The organism is Enterococcus sp. FDAARGOS_553 (assembly GCF_003812305.1).
Taxonomy (GTDB): Bacteria; Bacillota; Bacilli; order Lactobacillales; family Enterococcaceae; genus Enterococcus_D; species Enterococcus_D gallinarum.
Map to the genome: position 1 here is coordinate 1,595,001 of NZ_CP033740.1, position 17,572 is coordinate 1,612,572.

Genomic DNA, 17,572 nt, shown 5'->3' on the forward strand with positions numbered 1-17,572 from the left:
GGTGATCGAAGCCATGACATTCTAGGAGCAAAAGCCAATGGGTTATCCGCGATCGGTGTTCTTTATGGATTTGGTAGTGAGGAAGAACTACTTTCTGCAGGAGCAGTCGCCTTGGCAGAAAAACCCCTAGATTTGCTGGAATTGATCAGAATGGATCATGCTGGAAAATAAATGCAAAAAAGAGCTTAGAACAGAGGAAGAAAGGTGATTATCCCCGCGATGTTTGATTAGTAGCGGGACTTACTTCGACTCTTTTTTAAGCTCATGAATGTTATTTGATGGTAGTAGTTTTTAGGACTAAGACGTTATTATCCAGATAGCCACTCTCATTTTTCAAAACGAGGGTGCCGGAAGTCGGATGCACCATTAACTCGAGGTGACCAGTTAAAAACATTGTGTCGTACTCAGAAGTATAGAAAGTAAACAAATTGCTAGGGATCTCTAATGTAAAAGGAACAATGATTTCTTCAATAGGTGCGATCAAGAAACGCTCGCCAATCATACAGCAGCCTTCAGCAGAGGAAAACTGGTTGGAACCATCATTGGCTGTCAAGATAAATTGAGTTGTACCTTGTGGAAGACGTTGTGCTGCTTCTGTGGTAATCGTTAGCTCCATTTCTAGTACCTTCTTTCTATAAAAGCAATTGCTATTTTTCTTTGTTGGCTGATTGACTTGAACATAAAAAACTTATAAACAGATAACGAAAAGCATTGGACCAGATAGTTAGCTTGGGGAAGACGACTAAAAGGGCACACTGCTTCTTTTGTTATTTTAACATGGAAATGCTAAGATGCAAAGACTCAGGTGTTATTTCGTTCCTATCGTAGTAAGAAGTAGGCTATCAATCCGAGAATCACGAAAAAAAGACCAATATACAGAATAAAAGTTAACAGGGCTTGAAAGAATTGACGCATTGTCTTCACCTCAAATCAGTTGTTCACTATGATTCTAGCATGAAAGAGCCTGTTTGAATGAAATTCTAGAAATCTTTGTAGATGTTTAAGGTTTATTCATGGGAAATGAAGTAAAAAAAACATATATTGCATGCAATTGGAACAGAAAAAATAAAAATAACAAAGCAGTTCATTCATGAATCTTTCAGCTGTCACTTGAATGTGGTAAACTAAAGAGGAGGGGATAAAAATGTTGCGTACATGTCAAAATGTTCTCGTTGCGTTAGATGGTTCTGAGCAATCAGAAAAGGCCTTTTGGGAAGCTGTCGATATTTGCAAACGAAACAAAGCCAAACTGTATGTCCTTTCAATCATTAACAATGCAGAGCTTTCAACGAGTGCTTATTCTTTTTCAAAGCTATTTGAACAGGAAAAGACGAGGGTTGAAACCGAGATGCTAAAGAAAATCTATGATGCAAATAACCATGGTGTCGAAGACGTTGCGGTGATCGTAGAGGTAGGAGACCCTAAGCGATTTATCATCCATGCAGCAACAGAAACTTATCCAATTGATCTAATCGTGATTGGTGCGACGGGTAAAGGAACTCTCACAAGAGCTGTAGTGGGATCGACAACTGACTATGTCGTCAACCATGCAAAATGTTCGGTATTTGTTGTGAAATAAACTATTGATTTGTTTGATCAAAAAAGGGAAATCAGGTAACTGCTGATTTCCCTTTTTTATTTGATGAAGTTTTGGATAACGTAATCTGATAGGTCTAAGTTGATTTATCAGATAGGAATCACACATGGTGAATACAACAAAATCTAGTGCAGTTGTACTATATCTAGTTGATATAGATTTGAGAAAAACTTTTATATTTTTATTCAGACATGAGGAAAGTATTATGGACAGCAGTAGTGTATCTATCGATGATTTTAGATTTGATTCTTTTCAATCAAGCAATTGGATTTGTTTGAAAACAAAATAATATTTTTTAGCTTCAATGATAGTGCTGTTTTGTGATTATATCTATAATTTGTACAGATTTCTCTTTATTTTATTGCTAGAATTTCATCCCGCCATGAAGTAAAATTTTAGTTGCATACATACTATGTGAAAAACGAAGGAAACAGATTATTTTAGTATCAGAATGGTGGAGAAAAATGACTACAAAAATTTGGAAGCGCTTCAAAATAGAGTTCTCAGTTTATGTCGGTATTGGTGTAGCAGTTTCTTTAGTAAGTGCTATTAATGTGTTTTATTTTCAAAAGTTGCTAGATGCATTTGGTCAAAGCATGTCTATTCTAAATCTAGTGATTTATGGATTGACAATTATCTTCGTTCCAATATTTTCTTATCTAGAACAAAAGCCTAAAATGAAACTCCAAAGTGGTATTTTCTTTTATTTAAAAGAAATGGCATTAGACAAGATTAGTAGAATTTCCTATTCGGAATATCTAAAGATTGGTTCGGGCTCGCTTTTGCAAAAAGTTGAGGCTGGGTCAAGCGCTGGTAGAAACATTCATTTAAACTTTTACGGAAGACTTTTTAGAGAGTTAATACCAGAAACTTTTTTTAATTTGTTTTTTATAGCGATAATCGATTTAAAATTAGTTCCAGCCATTTTAATCGGCTACATTTTTATCTTTATTGTAACCAAGTATTTGTTGAAAATATTAAAAGCTATAAAAGAAAACTCACTAATCTCTGAAGAAATAATGAATAATACTTTAATACGTGGCATCACAGAAATGGTTACTTTTCGAATAAATAAACGCTATAAAAAAGAAATAGCTAACTATCACGAAATGTCAATTTCTACAACAAACAATTTAATAAAAATGACAATGATACATAAATTTTTCTTTGGCTTTTTTGCTTTTCTAGTTGCGGTCATTAAATTAGTCATCGTTATATTAACATTTGCAAACGTTATATCTATTAGTTTAGGTGGATTAGTCGCGTTGGTTACTTATGTCGATAGAGTTTATACACCAATTGCTATCTTCAATGTAGTTTTTGTCCAATATCATTTGGATAAAGTTACATATCAACGATTACAAGATTTTTATGATACTTCAAATGATGAAGGCCTCTTCATCGAAGGAGCACCTATACAATCCATAGCAACTATCAGTCTGACCAATTTAAATTTAACCATTCAAAACAAACGAATATTGAAAGATTTCAATTTAGACTTAGAGAAAGATAAAATTTTGGACTTGTTGGAGAAAGTGGAGCTGGGAAATCTTCTTTGATGAAAGTTATATTGGGATTATTCAAACCCACTAGTGGAGATATTTTTGTGAATCATAAGAATTTATCTTCGTATAATTTAAATGAATACTACGATCATACTTTCTATCTCTCACAAGATGCTCCTATTTTTCAGGGAACATTAAAAGAAAATATTGTTTTTGACAAAAATATACCAGATATTCAAGTAATAGAGGCACTAGAGAAATGTCAATTAGGACATTTTTATCATTCACTTGAAGAAGGATTAGATACACGAATTGGTGAAAAAGGTTCTAATATTTCTGGTGGAGAGAAGCAGCGTATTGCGTTTGCGAGAATGTTCTTTTCTACTGCAGAGATGATAGTGATAGATGAGGCCACTTCGGCATTGGATGAATCAACCGAAGAAAAGTTGCTCAAAGAAGTAATGAAAATATTTAAGAATAGGATCGTCCTTATGATTACCCATCGTCCGAAAAACCTTGAAATTGTTGATGAAGTAATCGTACTTAGTAATGGTTATAAAATCAGATAAGTGATTTCACCGTATACGGAGTAAATAGACTAACTACGACTAACTGGAGAGCAGCAAGGTCTGAATACGAAATAAGCTGGGAATGTTTATGCTAGTTTATTTTTTCTGCAATAACTCTCCATTTTCCTGTTTTCCGTAACTATTTAATTTCCCACTTCCAACTAATTTCCCACACGTACTATTTAAATAGTTTGTAGTTGCTTTATTCAAGGCAGGTGTTCGTATATTTTCTAATTGAAGTGTCGTTTTGTTTTTTCGTATTTTTTCCTAATTTAAGGGGAATAATTGACTTTTATAAATGATAAAGAGTACAATTATGAAAAATAAAACGAAAAAGAGGAAAAAATATGAAAAATGTTCTAAAAGAAAATAAGCAATTTGTATTAATAACCAGTCTATTAGTTGTTATTGGCTCTTTAACATCAATGATTACTCCTCTATTCATACAATATTTTAATGAAAATAAGATCAAACTAACCTATGAGATAATGCTCTTTATAGTTATAGTTATGTTGTTTTCTTTCTTATTGCAGACTTTCATGCTCGTGTATAGAGAAAATTTTGCAGCAAAGTTTAATTCGAATTATTTGTTCAAACTGATAAGTAAGCTGACTAAAATTTCTTATGATGGTTTTATTGAAAAAGAACCCACGTATTTAATTAATCGTATATTTACTTCAGTGGATTCTTTATATTTATTTTTGATTAATAGTGTATCGACTATAGTAAAGTCATGTTTTGTAATTTTGTTATCTCTAGGAATTGTTGGATTTATATCATGGAAAATTTTTTTGCTCTTATTGATATTACTTCCTTTAAATTTAGTTGGCTTTAAGCATATTAACAAGCAATTATCTATTAGAATGGAAAAAATGCAAAAAGATGCTGCAAGTGCAAATAAAGATTTAATTGTGACATTATCAAATGTGGATAATATAAAATCCCAAGCTAATGTATCTGCATTAGAACATCTGCTTAAACCAAAGATGATTGCAATGTATGATTCATTAGCAAATAATAATAAATATGCACAAGTTACTAGTAATGCTATTGTCTTTATTAATCAATTGGTTCAAAATATGACTTATATTTGGGCGAGTATATTAATTGTTCAAAATGAATTTCCTGTGGGAAATTTAATTATTCTAAGTATTGTTATTCCAATGTATTATTCCGCTTTAAGTGATTTATCTAAGGCAAATGTAGATTATAAATCTTTAACTATTTCTAGTGAGTTCATTAAGAATAATCTTGACTTATTACGTGAAGAAAATGGGGAAATAAAAATACAAAATATAAACAATATTGAGTTTAATTTCCCATCATTTTTAATAAATAAACAAATTTTTAATTATAATTTAAAAGAAGTAGTGAATAAAGGGGATATAGTTTATATAGAAGGAGATTCTGGTAGTGGAAAAACTTCTCTATTGAGACTGATGTTGAAATTTAGAAAATCTAAAGGAATAAAGATCAATGGATTAGAAATTAACAGCTTGGAAAATTCAAGTTTAAGGAATAAAATTGCTTATATTTCACAAGATCCAACGATTTTGTCTACGTCATTAGAAAATAATATAGGAATGGGAAGAAAACTAACCAGAGATGAAAAATATTTGATTGAAACATCTGGTATTTTAAGTCCGATATTTAAAGAAAAGCATTGGGATAGTGTATTATTAGAAAATGGTGCGAATTTATCTGGAGGAGAAAAACAAAGAATTGCAGTATGTAGATTAATTATATCTGATGCAGAATTATATATTTTAGATGAAAGCATTAGTAATATAGATAAAGAATCTGCAAATGCAATATTGAATTTCATTACAATCAAATCACAAGAGAAAATTATTTTATATACAACCCATGATAAATCATTCAAGAAATACGCGAACAAAATTATTAATGTAAGGAGATAAACTATGAATCACGATTTGCTAAGTGTATCTGAAGTTGCGGATGCATTGGGAGTAACTACAAGAACTATTAGAAACTACTTGTCTGATGGTAAATTAAAAGGGCAAAAGATTGGTGGACAATGGAAATTTTTGAAATCCGAAGTGTATCGTTTTATAGGTCAGTCAGTTGAGAACCCTGTTACTAACTTTTTTGAAAACGAGAATCATTTTAAAACGGGTTCAATACTCGTCATTAATATTCCAATCTCTAGTATGAGGTTAGTTGAAAATTTAAAAAATGATTTGTTGAATCAATATAACAATGTATACGATGGAGAAAACCGACAGTTCTTTTATCAGGCAATTTCTAAAGAACAAGCCAGAGTAATAATACAAGGCCCTATAGAATACGTAGCTAGTTTTGGTGACTGGATAAATAATAGGCTAAGAAGTTATTCTTGAGAATCATTGATATTTATGATTGTTCAAATGAACATAATGAACAGTGTGAAATAGTGATGCAATGCATGGACCGTTTATCATTTTCGTTGTTGAAATAAGGAGCAACTGAAAATCATCGGTGCTAACTGCAAACAAAAAAACAACGTCCCAAGAACGTTGTTTTGAGAAAGCCACTTGACGGGCTTGAACCGTCGACCTCATCCTTACCATGGATGCGCTCTACCAACTGAGCTAAAGCGGCTTGTTATTTAACACAAGATATAGAATACCTGAAAGCCTGCTGTTTGTCAATTCCATTTTTTCAAGAGTACTGGGATTTTTTGTCAAAAAAGGTGAACAACAAGACAAAGAAGCAAAAATTTCTTTTTTCACTTGCCAACTTATCTGAATATTTGCTATATTACAGGTAGATTCTTCCGGCATAGCTCAGTTGGTAGTAGCGCATGACTGTTAATCATGATGTCGTAGGTTCGAGTCCTACTGCCGGAGTCATAAATAAAACGTCCCCATTGATGAAAAGATGATGGATGGGTAAAGCAAACCCCCCTGAAATTCAGGGGGGTTGCTTTATAGATAGATTCAACAGTTTATCTCCTTGCGGCTACTTGTTTTTTGGATAAGCAAAGCAGTCGACATAGGGAAGTCACTTTATTTCAGAGACTCGATAGTTGTCTGCTGCTTTACGATGCTTATATGTTGACCTACCCCACAGTGATTTATTGGAAAATGACTCATTCGACTATTGCGCAAGTCAAGACCCAGTTTCCTTAAAAAGGTGTCCAAAGTGGATAAAGAAGATGAGAGGGATTCTATGGACAACAGCATTACATTTACAAATAGAAATGAATTTCGTGACTGGCTTCAAGAGTATGGTGTATCAAGTGAAGGGGTTTGGCTTTTGATCGGAAAAGCTGGCGGTCCTAAGACGATAAAGGCTCACGAGGCACTTGAAGAAGCGCTTTGTTTTGGCTGGATCGATGGCGTCATGCAAAAGATTGATGATAAAACATACAAGAAATACTTTGCGAGGCGCAGAAAGAACAGCAAGTGGTCAGAAAAAAACAAAGCACTAGCTGAAACATTGGAAAGCCAAGGACTAATGACTGATTATGGTCGAAGAAAAATAGAAGAGGCCAAGAAAAACGGTCAATGGGATGCGGTTCAGTCTCCAAAGATTTCGGAGGAACAAATCTATACCGTAGCAAGCTTATTAAAGAAACATGAGGCAGCTTATACAAATTTCCAAGCAATGTCTCTCTCTGTCAAAAAGACCTACACGCGGGCATACTATGATGCAAAAACCGACACTGGACGCGAAAAGCGTTTGTCTTGGATGATTGAACGGCTAGCGAAGAATCTGAAACCAATGTAGCGATTTTTGGGACTGTGCCATAAGTCTCCTACAAGTAACACTATCCGAACATTAATGATTATTGCTCCTGCGGTGCAGGGACTCCTCGTCGCAAAAGTCAGAGGAATCTATCCTAGCAACAGACTATTATTCGGTTTAACTTGTTGGATGATGACATATGGCACAGTCCTGATAGCTAAGAAGCATGAAAAATCAAGCGAAGCGACTCGGGCAATTTTTACTAATTGCAGGTGTCGCTTCGCTTGTTTGTCTTGCTTGCTAAATATCTTCTTATTGCCTACTGAAGCTTTTGCTCCAGAGTCTCATACAGTTTGACGGTCTCAGAGGCGTCTTTGTTCGTATAGTAGATCGTGATATCGGCTGTCGAGAGCCGAAGAATGGGTTGCGATCGTTTGTCCATGAATAGTTTCGCAGATTGACCAGCAACGTTAAAGTTGCCTGTCAGGTAATGATCTGTCGCCATCCCCATTGTGCGAACCGTTGGCTCTGGAAGTGTATCAACAAGCGTGACTGTTCTGATTTCATCCAACGGAATCGTTTGTCGGCTAGCTAATGGGGCATCAAACTGTACGGATTGATCTGTCATCTCTCCACTTATTGCATCAGGATTAAAATCTAATTGATACAAAGGAACGATAGTGACAACCATGATCGCGATCATCAGAATGCCGGTGCCGATTGCTAAACCTTTTCCGGTCTTTTTGCCTAAATTGATACCGATATTCAACCCCACGCGGTCAGGGACAAATAATCGAGGATCTGTTGGATTAATGTACACGCCATAACGCCAATAACGGTCTTCATCATAATACCGTTGTTCCGTAGAAGCCAACAATTGATCTTGTTTTTTTCGTAATCGCAGCAATAGCCCAAAAGGAACGACCATCAAGAAGACCAGTAACAAGACGAAAAGAACAGCGGATAACTCTCCAACTACCCCCGTCAACTGGGTCGAGAGCAGTGGAACAAAAAACAATAGCAGTGTGCCCGTGCTCATTAAGACGACCAGAAGGGACCAATAGAATTTCGTTAAATCATTGAACTGTTGATTGATTTGAAAATCCTTCGTCAATGGACGTACTGGTAAGCGGCGAATCACTTGCCATAAATAGAGGAAAAGCAAAAAGATCAAGCAGTTGATGAGGCTGAATAGCCAACCGGGTCCGTTCTCCGCGGTAGGGAAATAAATTACACCAGCAATGACTAATAACAATGATGGAAGAAAACTGACTAATGGCAACAGTTTTCTATTTTTTTGCTGGATCAATTTGGTGTCTACTAAAACAGGATCGATAGGGAGTCCCCAGTTCTTATGCTCAATTAGTTCGTGCATTTTTCCAATATAATGAATTTGTAAGACGTAGCTTGCCCCCAGAAGCAAAAACAAGAGCAGCCAGAAAAAGGTCATGAGGATAGAGCCATATAAATTGAACAAAAAAATCAGACTTGCTACACTTAAGATACCGACAAACTGCATAATACGGCGGCGGTATTCAGCAACTAACGCCAAAACGTCCGGATGCTGCAAGTGATCAGGAGATAATGTATTTTCCAATAATACGTTTTTGTGGGGCTTACTGAGCAGATTCATTGTAAAAGCGATAGAAAAAATGACGATCAGATTTATGCCAAAGAAAATGTAATTCATTTCAATTCGGTCCTTTCAGAAAACTGTTCTAAACATTGCTGAATATCGGCAATGATCGCTGCTTCGCTTTTTCCGTGAATCAATGCAGAGGCTACTTGCAGCTGCAGCTGTTGTTGATAATATTCTTCTTCGGAGAAGGTAAAGCTGCGAGGCGCTGCGACAGCAGTTCCTTTGCGCCGATCGGTAATCAGCAGCCCGTCTTCTTTCAGTGAATTATAGGCTTTAGAAATAGTCATCGTGTTGATGCCAATCTCTTCTGCAAGTTGACGGACAGAGGGAAGTAGTTCGCCGACAGCTAATTCGCCTGTTGCGATCCCAAGAATGATTTGATCGCGTAATTGTTGATAGATGGGTGTATTGCTTTGAGGTTTGATTTCGAATTGCACTGGCGCTCTCTCCTTTGTATTATCTATATTAATACAAATAGATGGAACATGCAATCAATAATCATCCTCTCTATAAGGAACTCACTTCGCAGCATTAGGAGTAATAAACTGAAATTTTTCGTTGCTGTTTTGCAATCACTTTGTTATCGCAGTGACTGAATATTACGGTATGCTTTTAGTTAGAAAAAATAAAGGAGGAGACATTATGAGCCACTCCCCGAGGACGGCTTACTTCGATAATGCAAAATTTTTATTAATGATTTTAGTGGTTTTCAGCCACTTATTGCAACCATTCATTGGTGATCACAAGTTTTATCATGATCTGTACTATTTTATTTTTACCTTTCATATGCCAGCCTTTGTTTTTTTAGCAGGTTATTTTGCCAAACCGCTCACAAAAGGTTCAAAAGTTCGAGATCTGGTCAAAAAGTTTCTACTTCCTTATGTGTTTTTTCAACTTTTTTATACAGTTTATTACTGGGTGATTGGACTTGACGCGTCGTTGAATATTCAGCTGCTCAACCCTCAATGGGCATTGTGGTTCTTACTCAGCATGTTCTTTTGGCAGCTTTCTCTCGTCTTTTTTCAGAAAATGACTGCCAGAAAAGCCATCTTGCTTAGTGTGCTGCTGAGCATTTTTGCTGGTTACCTCCCTTTTATTAATCAAGTTCTGACACTGCAGCGGACATTTGTCTTTCTACCATTTTTTATCATCGGTTTTTATTTTCCTAAAAATGAGATGCAGTTTTTACAAGGAACACGAATAAAAAAAATCAGTCTGGTTTTCTTGCCGATTATCTACTTGTTTATTGCGCTTTTCCATGGGATGAATAAGTACATGGTCTTTGGCTCGAAACCTTATGAAGACTATCTGAGCTATCCATTGTTCGGAGGACCATTACGAGGGGTGTTCTTTGTGATTGGACTGCTGGGGATCATTGGTTTTCTGCGACTCGTCCCACGGCAACAGCTGTTTTTTACCAAATGGGGCAAGAACACACTGTTAGTCTATTTGCTGCAAGGGATCTTTATTAAAGGATTGAGAGCACTGGCAATCACTGAACTAAACTTGTCACTGCTCGGATTTATGGCGTTGATCGTCGTCAGTGTTTTACTGACGATCCTATTAGCCAGCAGACCTGTTCGGCAGTTCTACGCCCGTTTTGAAGAAGGGATTTCTTTTGTCCTATTGGGCTTGGGTATCTTCATGATTGCGAACTGAATCTAAATGGAAACACCGCCTTCGCAAGTTTGGATCTGCCAGACTTTTGCTCAGGCGGTTGTTATTTGATTTGGACAAGAGTAAAATGAAGAGAATAAAGTGAAAGGATGGAGAAATATGTCAGAAATTTCCAAAAATACTACTGAAAAATTTGCTGAAGCGTATCAGCAAAATAACAAGCAAAATGCACTGCAAAGAGGCGTGGTCAAAAACGGGATCACTGCTTCAGCAGAAACGATTCAAGGCCATGTCAACAATGTACCAGTCTTTTCAGTTGATGTGACGACTGGCAAAGTGTCAAACCAAAAACAATCAGGTCGCTGCTGGATGTTTGCAGCATTGAACACATTCCGTCACAAAATGTTGAATGCCTTTAATTTGAAGGACTTTGAATTGTCACAGAACCATACTTTTTTCTGGGATAAATATGAAAAAGCCAACTATTTTTATGAAAATGTCTTGGCAACAGCACAAGAGCCTTTATCTAGCCGCAAGGTTGCTTTCTTGCTGCAAACACCCCAACAAGATGGCGGACAATGGGATATGATCGTGTCGATCTTTCAAAAATATGGTGTCGTGCCAAAAGCAGTGATGCCAGAAAGCAGTAATTCATCGAATTCCCGTGACTTGAACAACTACTTGAACAAAAAATTGCGCAAAGATGCTGGGACATTGCGCCAATTAGTGGCGGATGGACAATCCGAAGCAGCTATTCAAGAAGCAAAAGAAGGGATGCTACAAGAAATCTACAATTTCTTAGCGACTTCTTTGGGGACTCCACCAGAAACGTTTGACTTTGAATACCGTGATGAAGAGAAAAATTATCATATTGATCGCGGACTGACGCCGCAAACATTTTATGACAAATATGTAGGGGTAGATCTGGATGATTATGTAAGCATCATCAACGCCCCTACTGCTGACAAACCTTATAACAAGTCCTATACAGTGGAAATGTTGGGGAACGTTGTTGGAGGTAAAGAAGTGAAATATTTGAATGTGGATATGGAAACATTCAAAAAATTGGCGATTGCCCAATTAGAACAAGGAGAATCTGTCTGGTTTGGCTGTGATGTTGGGCAATCTTCTACCCGTGATTCTGGAATCATGGCATTGGATGCGTATGATATGAACGACTTATTCGATATCGATTTCACGATGACGAAAGCTCAACGTTTAGATTATGGTGAAAGTCTGATGACCCATGCGATGGTCTTGACTGGTGTGGACATCGTTGATGGCAAATCAACAAAATGGAAAGTCGAAAACAGCTGGGGAGAAAAAGTCGGTACCAATGGATTTTTTGTAATGAGTGATGAATGGATGGATGAGTACACCTATCAAATCGTTGTTCGCAAGGAATTTTTGACGGCCGAACAACTCGCTGCTTTTGAAGCAGAGCCGCAAGTCTTAGCTCCTTGGGACCCTATGGGAGCTTTAGCATAATGAAGAAATGAAAAGCTGTGGGCGTATGTTAAGAGACGATCGAACAAATTTTACGAGGACTGAGATAGAAACGGTTCATTTTCTATCAGGTAGACCAATTTGTTTGATGGACCGTTTATTAGCTGCGCTGTCACAGCTTTTTTTGTCCATTTTTATGATCTTTAGCAGAAAAATGTGAAACTTATTAATTGTAAGATCGCCATTCTTTCTATAAAATAAAACAGTCACTAATGATGCCACACGTCTCATTAGAGTGAACTGTTGAAGAATGGTCACTGGGAACCTTTACTTCCACTGACAGACTTTGTCATTTTACTTAATGTTAAAGGAGGAGACTAATGACAAATCTGTTTATAGTTATTGTTGTACTTATTTTTGCTGCCCTTATTTATGGGTTCTACCTGATGCAAAAGCGTCATCTGAAATTCTCTACACGAGTGTTTACAGCGTTGTTTGTCGGGATACTTTTTGGTGGTATCTTACAGGCGATCTTTGGAACTGGCTCGGAAGTGATCACCCAATCACTAGAGTGGATCACAATGGTGGGGAACGGCTATGTAGCACTGCTGCAAATGTTGATCATGCCATTGGTTTTTGTTTCGATCGTCGGGGCATTTACCAAGATGAAAGAAAGCGAAAAAATCAAAAAAATCAGCTTTACTGTGTTGGCTACTTTGTTGGGCACGACAGCAATCGCTGCACTGATCGGAATCGTGATGGTTATGTTGTTTGGTTTAGACGGTGCGAGTTTTACTGAAGGCGCAGCGGAGACCGCACGGATCGCTGAGTTGGCAGAACGTTCTACCCAAGTCCAAGACTTGTCAATTCCTCAACAGATCGTATCCTTTATTCCGAATAATGTTTTTGCCGATCTAGCTGGGACACGTTCAACGAGTACGATTGGAGTGGTAATTTTTTCTGCTTTTGTAGGGATTGCCTACTTAGGGGTGAAGAAAAAAGCCCCGAAAGAGGCGCAAACGTTTGCTGATCTAATGGATAGCTTGTACAAGATCGTGATGCGAATCGTCACACTTGTGTTGCGGTTGACTCCTTATGGTGTATTGGCGTTGATGACAAATGTTCTAGCATCAAGTGATTTCGAAGCGATCCTAAATCTTGGGAAATTTATTTTAGCTTCTTATGCAGCATTGATCATTGTCTTGCTCGTTCATTCCTTGTTGTTAGCGAGTGTAAAAGTCAATCCAATTACTTATTTCAAGAAAGCTTTTCCAGTGTTAAGTTTTGCATTTACTTCACGCTCAAGTGCCGGTGCGTTGCCATTGAATATCGAAACGCAAACAAAAGCGCTAGGTGTCGACGAAGCAACCGCCAATTTTGCTGGTAGCTTTGGCTTGTCAATTGGACAAAATGGCTGTGCTGGTGTGTATCCGGCGATGTTAGCCACGATCGTAGCGCCTACGGTAGGAATCAATGTCTTTGATTGGCAGTTTATCCTGCTTTTGGTGGCGGTCGTAACCATCAGTTCTTTTGGTGTTGCTGGTGTCGGTGGTGGGGCAACCTTTGCTTCATTGATCGTTTTAGGATCAATGAACTTGCCGATCGCAATCGTTGGTCTAGTCATTTCTGTTGAACCACTGATCGATATGGCTCGAACACTGGTTAATGTCAGTGACAGCATGGTTGCCGGTGTGGTGACTAGCAGTCGTATCCATGAACTAGATCGTGCAACACTTGAAAGTCAAACTGCTGTGATTGATGCCGATTGATTCAAGTAGAAGCCGCTACTAAAATCAAGTGATAACAAAAGAGTGTTTATTAAGAAAGACTGCGTGTGGTCTTTCTTTTTTTGTGACCAAAAATCAGAGTCACTATTGTTATTATGTGTCATTATGGCTTACTCTGACCGCTATCTTTAGTAGATGAGAGAATAATAAAGAAATATTCACCGCTTTTTTTATGGGTTTCTGCTATACTTTTTGTATACAGGCGCAGGAGGGATCAAGATGACACAACTGATTCAGTTAGAAAATGCAGCAAATGTCAGAGAATTAGGCGGTTATAAAACGACATCAGGGAAGACCATTAAGCGGAAAAAACTGATTCGTAGTGCCGCGATCAATGAGCTGTCTGAGACAGATCAAGCAACATTGAGCAACTATGGCATCAATCAAATCATTGATTTTCGTTCCTATGAAGAAGCCAAAGCACAGCCAGATCAGCCAATCCGTTATGCCCAGCAGTTCTTTTTGCCGATTTTTAGCGAAGATGAAACGATGGTTTCCTTATCACCAGAGACATTGAAGCAAAAGCTGGCAGATGGGGATGATGCAGAAGATCAGATGAAGAAGGTATATCGCCACTTTGTCGAAAGTCCGCATGCTCGAAAGCAATACCGTCATTTTTTTGACTTGGTATTAGAAAATGCGGAAGCAGGAGCAACCCTATTTCATTGTACAGCAGGGAAAGATCGAACAGGCTTCGGGGCATTTCTGCTCTTATCTTTATTAGAGGTGGATCAATCAACTATCAAACAAGACTATCTGGCAACGAATCGCTATCTGGGGCCTTTTTTAAAAGAGAAATTTGCCCCTATGGCGCAGCAAATGCCGCCTGAAGTTCTTGAAGCCATCACCACATTGATGAGTGCAAAAGAAAGTTTTCTTGATGAAAGTTTAGCAGCGATCAAAAAAGAATTTGGCACGGTGGATCAGTATTTAAAAGAAGGACTGGCAATCACAAAAGACGAAAAAGAGTATTTTCACGCCCACTTTACCGAGTAAAGGATGTGTCCAACATGAATCAGGAATTGCTTGCCCAGTTTGGGTTATCTGGAACATTAACGCCGATCAGCGGGGGTGACGTGAATCAGACGTTCCGGTTGCGGTCAGAAGAAAGACAGTATTTCTTGAAGTATCATCCAGGAGTATCCCAGCAGTTTTTTCAAGCAGAAGCAGCAGGATTGGCACAATTACGTCCCTATGTTCGCGTACCCGCCGTTTATCAATATGGAGATAACGAACATGGCGCCTACCTTTTGCTAGAATGGATCGATGTTGGTGAAGGTGATCAAGAGTCGATCGCCACTGCTTTAGCTGAGATCCATCGGCAAACAAGCCCAACGTTTGGATTTGAACAGGACAACTTTATTGGCTTATTGCCGCAGGTGAATCCCGCGGCAGAGGATTGGGTGAGTTTTTATACCACGTGCCGCTTAGACGTTCAGGTGGAATTGGCCAAGTTAGGAAATCATTGGAATCCTCGCCGAGAAGATAAGTACCTAAATCTGAAAGAAACGCTGTATCAAGAGTGGTCAGGTCGACAGGTTCAACCTTCTTTACTGCATGGTGACTTTTGGCGCGGCAATGTGCTGTTTGATCAGAAGGGTGATCCAGTTTTCATTGATCCGGCTGTATCCTTTGGTGATCGCGAACTTGATCTGGCGATGGCGCAATTATTCGGCGGATTTCGTCCGGAATTTTTCCAACGCTATCAGCAAGTCTTCCCGCTGGAAAAAAATTGGCAAGAGCGGGTTCCTGTGTATCAGTTGTACTATTTATTGGTTCATTTGAATCTATTCGGTGAAAGTTACGGCAATAATGTAGATGAGATTTTGAGTAGATATTAGGAGGCATTTGGCAAGATGGTAGCAAAGTATCAAAAAGAACATGAAGTCGCTTATTATGAGTGCGATATCAATCAGACAATGACGTTTCCAGCAATGTTGGGAGTGGCAATCAAAGTATCCGAAGAGCAAAGTGCAGTATTGGAGCGTGGGCCAGAATACATTCGCTCTTTTGGACTGACATGGATCATTACTACTTACCATATCACGGTCAATCGGTTGCCGATGGTCGGGGAACAGATCATGGTCTCAACACAAGCAAAAGAATACAATAAATATTTTTGCTACCGCTATTTCTGGCTGCACGACGCCCAAGGAAATGAATTAGTGAAGATCGAGTCGGTTTTTGCATTGATGGATTTGGCAACACGCAAAGTCAGCAGTGTTCCAGATGAGATCGTTGCTCCTTTTGAAAGTGAGAAAATCAAGCGCATCAAGCGCTATCCTAAAATCAATTCCCCAGAAAAAGGACATTTTTTACCTTATCGGGTTCGGTTTTATGATATCGACAGCAATCAGCACGTCAACAATGCAATGTATTTTAATTGGCTGCTGGATGTTTTAGGCTATGAATTTTTGACGACGCATCAGGTGAAGGAAATAACGATTCGTTTTGACCGAGAAGTTGAGTACGGGAACTTGGTAGAAAGTCATTTTGAAACGATTCGGGATGAGAACCATTTGGAAACATTACATGAGATCAGAATCGGAGAGACGACGTACTGCGAAGCCGCAATGAAGTGGCATGAACGAACAAAAAATAATGAAAACAACTAACCGCACTGACAATCGTCTGTTCTTAGCGATTGACCTTCTCTTAAAAAAGGTCAGTTGCTAAGAACAAGCGAAGGTGCGGTTTTTTGTCAGTTTAGTTTCTAAAAAAGTCAACAATCAGTTTTCCATAAAGTCGTGTAATTCAACTAATGGCAGCCGACGATTTTTGGCGATCAGCAATTTGATTCGGGCTTTTTGACTGTTGATGCTATTGCAAAAGATGACTCCCATCTCCTGCAGTTCTTTTCCGCCTCCAGAATAACCATAGACAGGTTCGGCAATACCGTTGAAACAGCGGGAGACTAGTACGACTGGGATTTGTTTCGCCAGGAATTTTTTTAGCGGCGGTAATGTTTGGGGTGGTAGATTGCCAGCTCCGAGGGCTTCAATGACCAATCCATCGATATTGGATTCTGCTAAGGCCTCAAAAAGTTCTCCATGCATGCCGGCATAGGCTTTAACGATCGGAATCAAGCCATCGACCCGATCAACATCCAATTGGCGACTCTCTAATAGTTCCTGCATGAATAATATTCGATTTTTTGTGACCAGCCCAATGGGACCTAGTGTTGGCGTGCGAAAAGTTGCAACATTCGTTGTATGCGTCTTTGTGACATAACGAGCAGAGTGGATTTCGTCATTCATAACGACTAGAACACCCTTTTTTTGAGCATCATCACATTTTGCTACGCGAATGGCACTTTCAAAATTATATAAACCGTCACTGCCGACTTCATTACTGGAGCGCATGGCACCTGTAATGACGATAGGCAGCTGATTGCCGATCGTTGTATCTAGAAAAAAGGCAGTTTCTTCTAATGTATCTGTTCCGTGAGTGACAACTACGCCATCGATTCCACTTAAATGAGCCAACTGGATGCGTTCTTTGATTTGCAGCATTTGCTCAGGTGCAATGTGAGGACTAGGTAGATTAAAGATATCTTCAACGGTCAGTTCAACATCGTCATCGATATGGATAGGGGCGTCCATCAATGGGTTTGTGACGTCTGGACTGACACCACCGGTCAACACATCTTCTTTCATGGCAATGGTGCCACCTGTATGCAAAACGAGGATTTTTTTCATTTTTGTCACCTCAAAGATTATTTT

At 38.4% G+C, this 17,572-nt stretch carries 15 protein-coding genes, 2 tRNA genes and 1 pseudogene (1 of these 18 running past the window's edge); 13 read left to right on the top strand and 5 right to left on the bottom strand.

Translation table 11 applies throughout. The annotated features are described in order from the left end of the window. On the top strand, positions 1-171 hold the 3' end of the coding sequence (locus EGX73_RS08140; protein WP_003127307.1) for an HAD-IA family hydrolase. 480 nt of this gene lie to the left of the window's left edge; 171 of the gene's 651 nt are visible here — the last part of the coding sequence; its start codon lies beyond the left edge, outside the window; its stop codon occupies positions 169-171. Between the two features lie 100 nt (positions 172-271). On the opposite strand, the gene EGX73_RS08145 is transcribed toward EGX73_RS08140, so the two are convergent. Next, entirely contained in the window at positions 272-616 is a 345-nt protein-coding gene (locus EGX73_RS08145; RefSeq protein WP_003127308.1) for an iron-sulfur cluster biosynthesis family protein, read from the bottom strand. Positions 617-1,144: 528 nt separating this feature from the next. On the opposite strand from EGX73_RS08145, the gene EGX73_RS08150 reads away from it, so the two are divergent. From EGX73_RS08150 to EGX73_RS08165, 4 genes and pseudogenes are all read left to right on the top strand, one after another. Then, positions 1,145-1,579, top strand: a complete 435-nt coding sequence (locus EGX73_RS08150) for a universal stress protein (RefSeq protein WP_003127309.1) — start codon at positions 1,145-1,147, stop codon at positions 1,577-1,579. A 482-nt stretch (positions 1,580-2,061) separates the two neighbouring features. Continuing rightward, positions 2,062-3,671, top strand: a pseudogene (locus EGX73_RS08155) (ATP-binding cassette domain-containing protein). Between the two features lie 347 nt (positions 3,672-4,018). Further along, complete coding sequence (locus EGX73_RS08160) at positions 4,019-5,590, top strand: ABC transporter ATP-binding protein (protein ID WP_123866869.1); 1,572 nt, start codon at positions 4,019-4,021, stop codon at positions 5,588-5,590. A gap of 3 nt (positions 5,591-5,593) precedes the next feature. Next, on the top strand, positions 5,594-6,031 hold the full coding sequence (locus EGX73_RS08165) for a helix-turn-helix domain-containing protein (protein ID WP_003127312.1): 438 nt from the start codon (positions 5,594-5,596) through the stop codon (positions 6,029-6,031). A gap of 168 nt (positions 6,032-6,199) precedes the next feature. Here the strand turns inward: EGX73_RS08165 and EGX73_RS08170 are convergent. Then, a tRNA-Thr gene (locus EGX73_RS08170) sits at positions 6,200-6,272 on the bottom strand. A 174-nt stretch (positions 6,273-6,446) separates the two neighbouring features. Between EGX73_RS08170 and EGX73_RS08175 the strand changes: the two genes are divergently transcribed. Together EGX73_RS08175 and EGX73_RS08180 are read left to right on the top strand one after the other, a co-directional pair. Continuing rightward, positions 6,447-6,520, top strand: a tRNA-Asn gene (locus tag EGX73_RS08175). A gap of 322 nt (positions 6,521-6,842) precedes the next feature. Next, positions 6,843-7,403: a YdeI family protein gene (locus EGX73_RS08180; RefSeq protein ID WP_003127314.1), complete on the top strand. Its 561-nt coding sequence runs from the start codon at positions 6,843-6,845 to the stop codon at positions 7,401-7,403. A gap of 277 nt (positions 7,404-7,680) precedes the next feature. Here EGX73_RS08180 and EGX73_RS08185 read toward each other — a convergent pair whose 3' ends face one another. Continuing rightward, positions 7,681-9,051, bottom strand: a complete 1,371-nt coding sequence (locus tag EGX73_RS08185) for a PH domain-containing protein (protein WP_003127316.1) — start codon at positions 9,049-9,051, stop codon at positions 7,681-7,683. Then, positions 9,048-9,437 (bottom strand): GntR family transcriptional regulator, encoded by a 390-nt coding sequence (locus EGX73_RS08190; protein WP_003127317.1) that lies wholly within the window; start codon positions 9,435-9,437, stop codon positions 9,048-9,050. Before EGX73_RS08190 ends, EGX73_RS08185 begins: the two co-directional genes overlap by 4 nt. A gap of 205 nt (positions 9,438-9,642) precedes the next feature. Here EGX73_RS08190 and EGX73_RS08195 point away from each other — a divergent pair, with 205 nt between their 5' ends. The 6 genes from EGX73_RS08195 to EGX73_RS08220 all read left to right on the top strand — a co-directional run bounded on the left by EGX73_RS08195 (position 9,643) and on the right by EGX73_RS08220 (position 16,465). Further along, on the top strand, positions 9,643-10,659 hold the full coding sequence (locus EGX73_RS08195; protein WP_005471584.1) for an acyltransferase family protein: 1,017 nt from the start codon (positions 9,643-9,645) through the stop codon (positions 10,657-10,659). A gap of 117 nt (positions 10,660-10,776) precedes the next feature. Then, a complete protein-coding gene (locus EGX73_RS08200; protein ID WP_005471586.1) occupies positions 10,777-12,105 on the top strand; it encodes an aminopeptidase C in 1,329 nt (442 codons plus the stop codon). A 338-nt stretch (positions 12,106-12,443) separates the two neighbouring features. Continuing rightward, a complete protein-coding gene (locus EGX73_RS08205) occupies positions 12,444-13,832 on the top strand; it encodes an L-cystine transporter (RefSeq protein WP_003127320.1) in 1,389 nt (462 codons plus the stop codon). Between the two features lie 237 nt (positions 13,833-14,069). Further along, positions 14,070-14,846: a tyrosine-protein phosphatase gene (locus EGX73_RS08210; RefSeq protein WP_005471589.1), complete on the top strand. Its 777-nt coding sequence runs from the start codon at positions 14,070-14,072 to the stop codon at positions 14,844-14,846. Positions 14,847-14,860: 14 nt separating this feature from the next. Beyond that, positions 14,861-15,691 (top strand): fructosamine kinase family protein, encoded by an 831-nt coding sequence (locus tag EGX73_RS08215; protein WP_005471595.1) that lies wholly within the window; start codon positions 14,861-14,863, stop codon positions 15,689-15,691. Between the two features lie 15 nt (positions 15,692-15,706). Beyond that, positions 15,707-16,465, top strand: a complete 759-nt coding sequence (locus EGX73_RS08220; protein ID WP_003127324.1) for an acyl-ACP thioesterase domain-containing protein — start codon at positions 15,707-15,709, stop codon at positions 16,463-16,465. 114 nt (positions 16,466-16,579) lie between these two features. Here the strand turns inward: EGX73_RS08220 and EGX73_RS08225 are convergent, their stop codons facing one another. Next, a complete protein-coding gene (locus tag EGX73_RS08225; RefSeq protein WP_123866870.1) occupies positions 16,580-17,548 on the bottom strand; it encodes an asparaginase in 969 nt (322 codons plus the stop codon). Positions 17,549-17,572 lie beyond the last annotated feature (24 nt).

What these genes read in the sequence shown, in the direction of transcription:
- EGX73_RS08200 (WP_005471586.1), top strand. Translation starts at nt 10,777, where the DNA reads ATGTCAGAAATTTCCAAAAATACTACTGAAAAATTTGCTGAAGCGTAT.
- EGX73_RS08195 (WP_005471584.1), top strand. Translation starts at nt 9,643, where the DNA reads ATGAGCCACTCCCCGAGGACGGCTTACTTCGATAATGCAAAATTTTTA.
- EGX73_RS08210 (WP_005471589.1), top strand. Translation starts at nt 14,070, where the DNA reads ATGACACAACTGATTCAGTTAGAAAATGCAGCAAATGTCAGAGAATTA.
- EGX73_RS08160 (WP_123866869.1), top strand. Translation starts at nt 4,019, where the DNA reads ATGAAAAATGTTCTAAAAGAAAATAAGCAATTTGTATTAATAACCAGT.
- EGX73_RS08215 (WP_005471595.1), top strand. Translation starts at nt 14,861, where the DNA reads ATGAATCAGGAATTGCTTGCCCAGTTTGGGTTATCTGGAACATTAACG.
- EGX73_RS08185 (WP_003127316.1), bottom strand. Translation starts at nt 9,051, where the DNA reads ATGAATTACATTTTCTTTGGCATAAATCTGATCGTCATTTTTTCTATC.
- EGX73_RS08220 (WP_003127324.1), top strand. Translation starts at nt 15,707, where the DNA reads ATGGTAGCAAAGTATCAAAAAGAACATGAAGTCGCTTATTATGAGTGC.
- EGX73_RS08205 (WP_003127320.1), top strand. Translation starts at nt 12,444, where the DNA reads ATGACAAATCTGTTTATAGTTATTGTTGTACTTATTTTTGCTGCCCTT.
- EGX73_RS08225 (WP_123866870.1), bottom strand. Translation starts at nt 17,548, where the DNA reads ATGAAAAAAATCCTCGTTTTGCATACAGGTGGCACCATTGCCATGAAA.
- EGX73_RS08150 (WP_003127309.1), top strand. Translation starts at nt 1,145, where the DNA reads ATGTTGCGTACATGTCAAAATGTTCTCGTTGCGTTAGATGGTTCTGAG.
- EGX73_RS08145 (WP_003127308.1), bottom strand. Translation starts at nt 616, where the DNA reads ATGGAGCTAACGATTACCACAGAAGCAGCACAACGTCTTCCACAAGGT.
- EGX73_RS08180 (WP_003127314.1), top strand. Translation starts at nt 6,843, where the DNA reads ATGGACAACAGCATTACATTTACAAATAGAAATGAATTTCGTGACTGG.
- EGX73_RS08165 (WP_003127312.1), top strand. Translation starts at nt 5,594, where the DNA reads ATGAATCACGATTTGCTAAGTGTATCTGAAGTTGCGGATGCATTGGGA.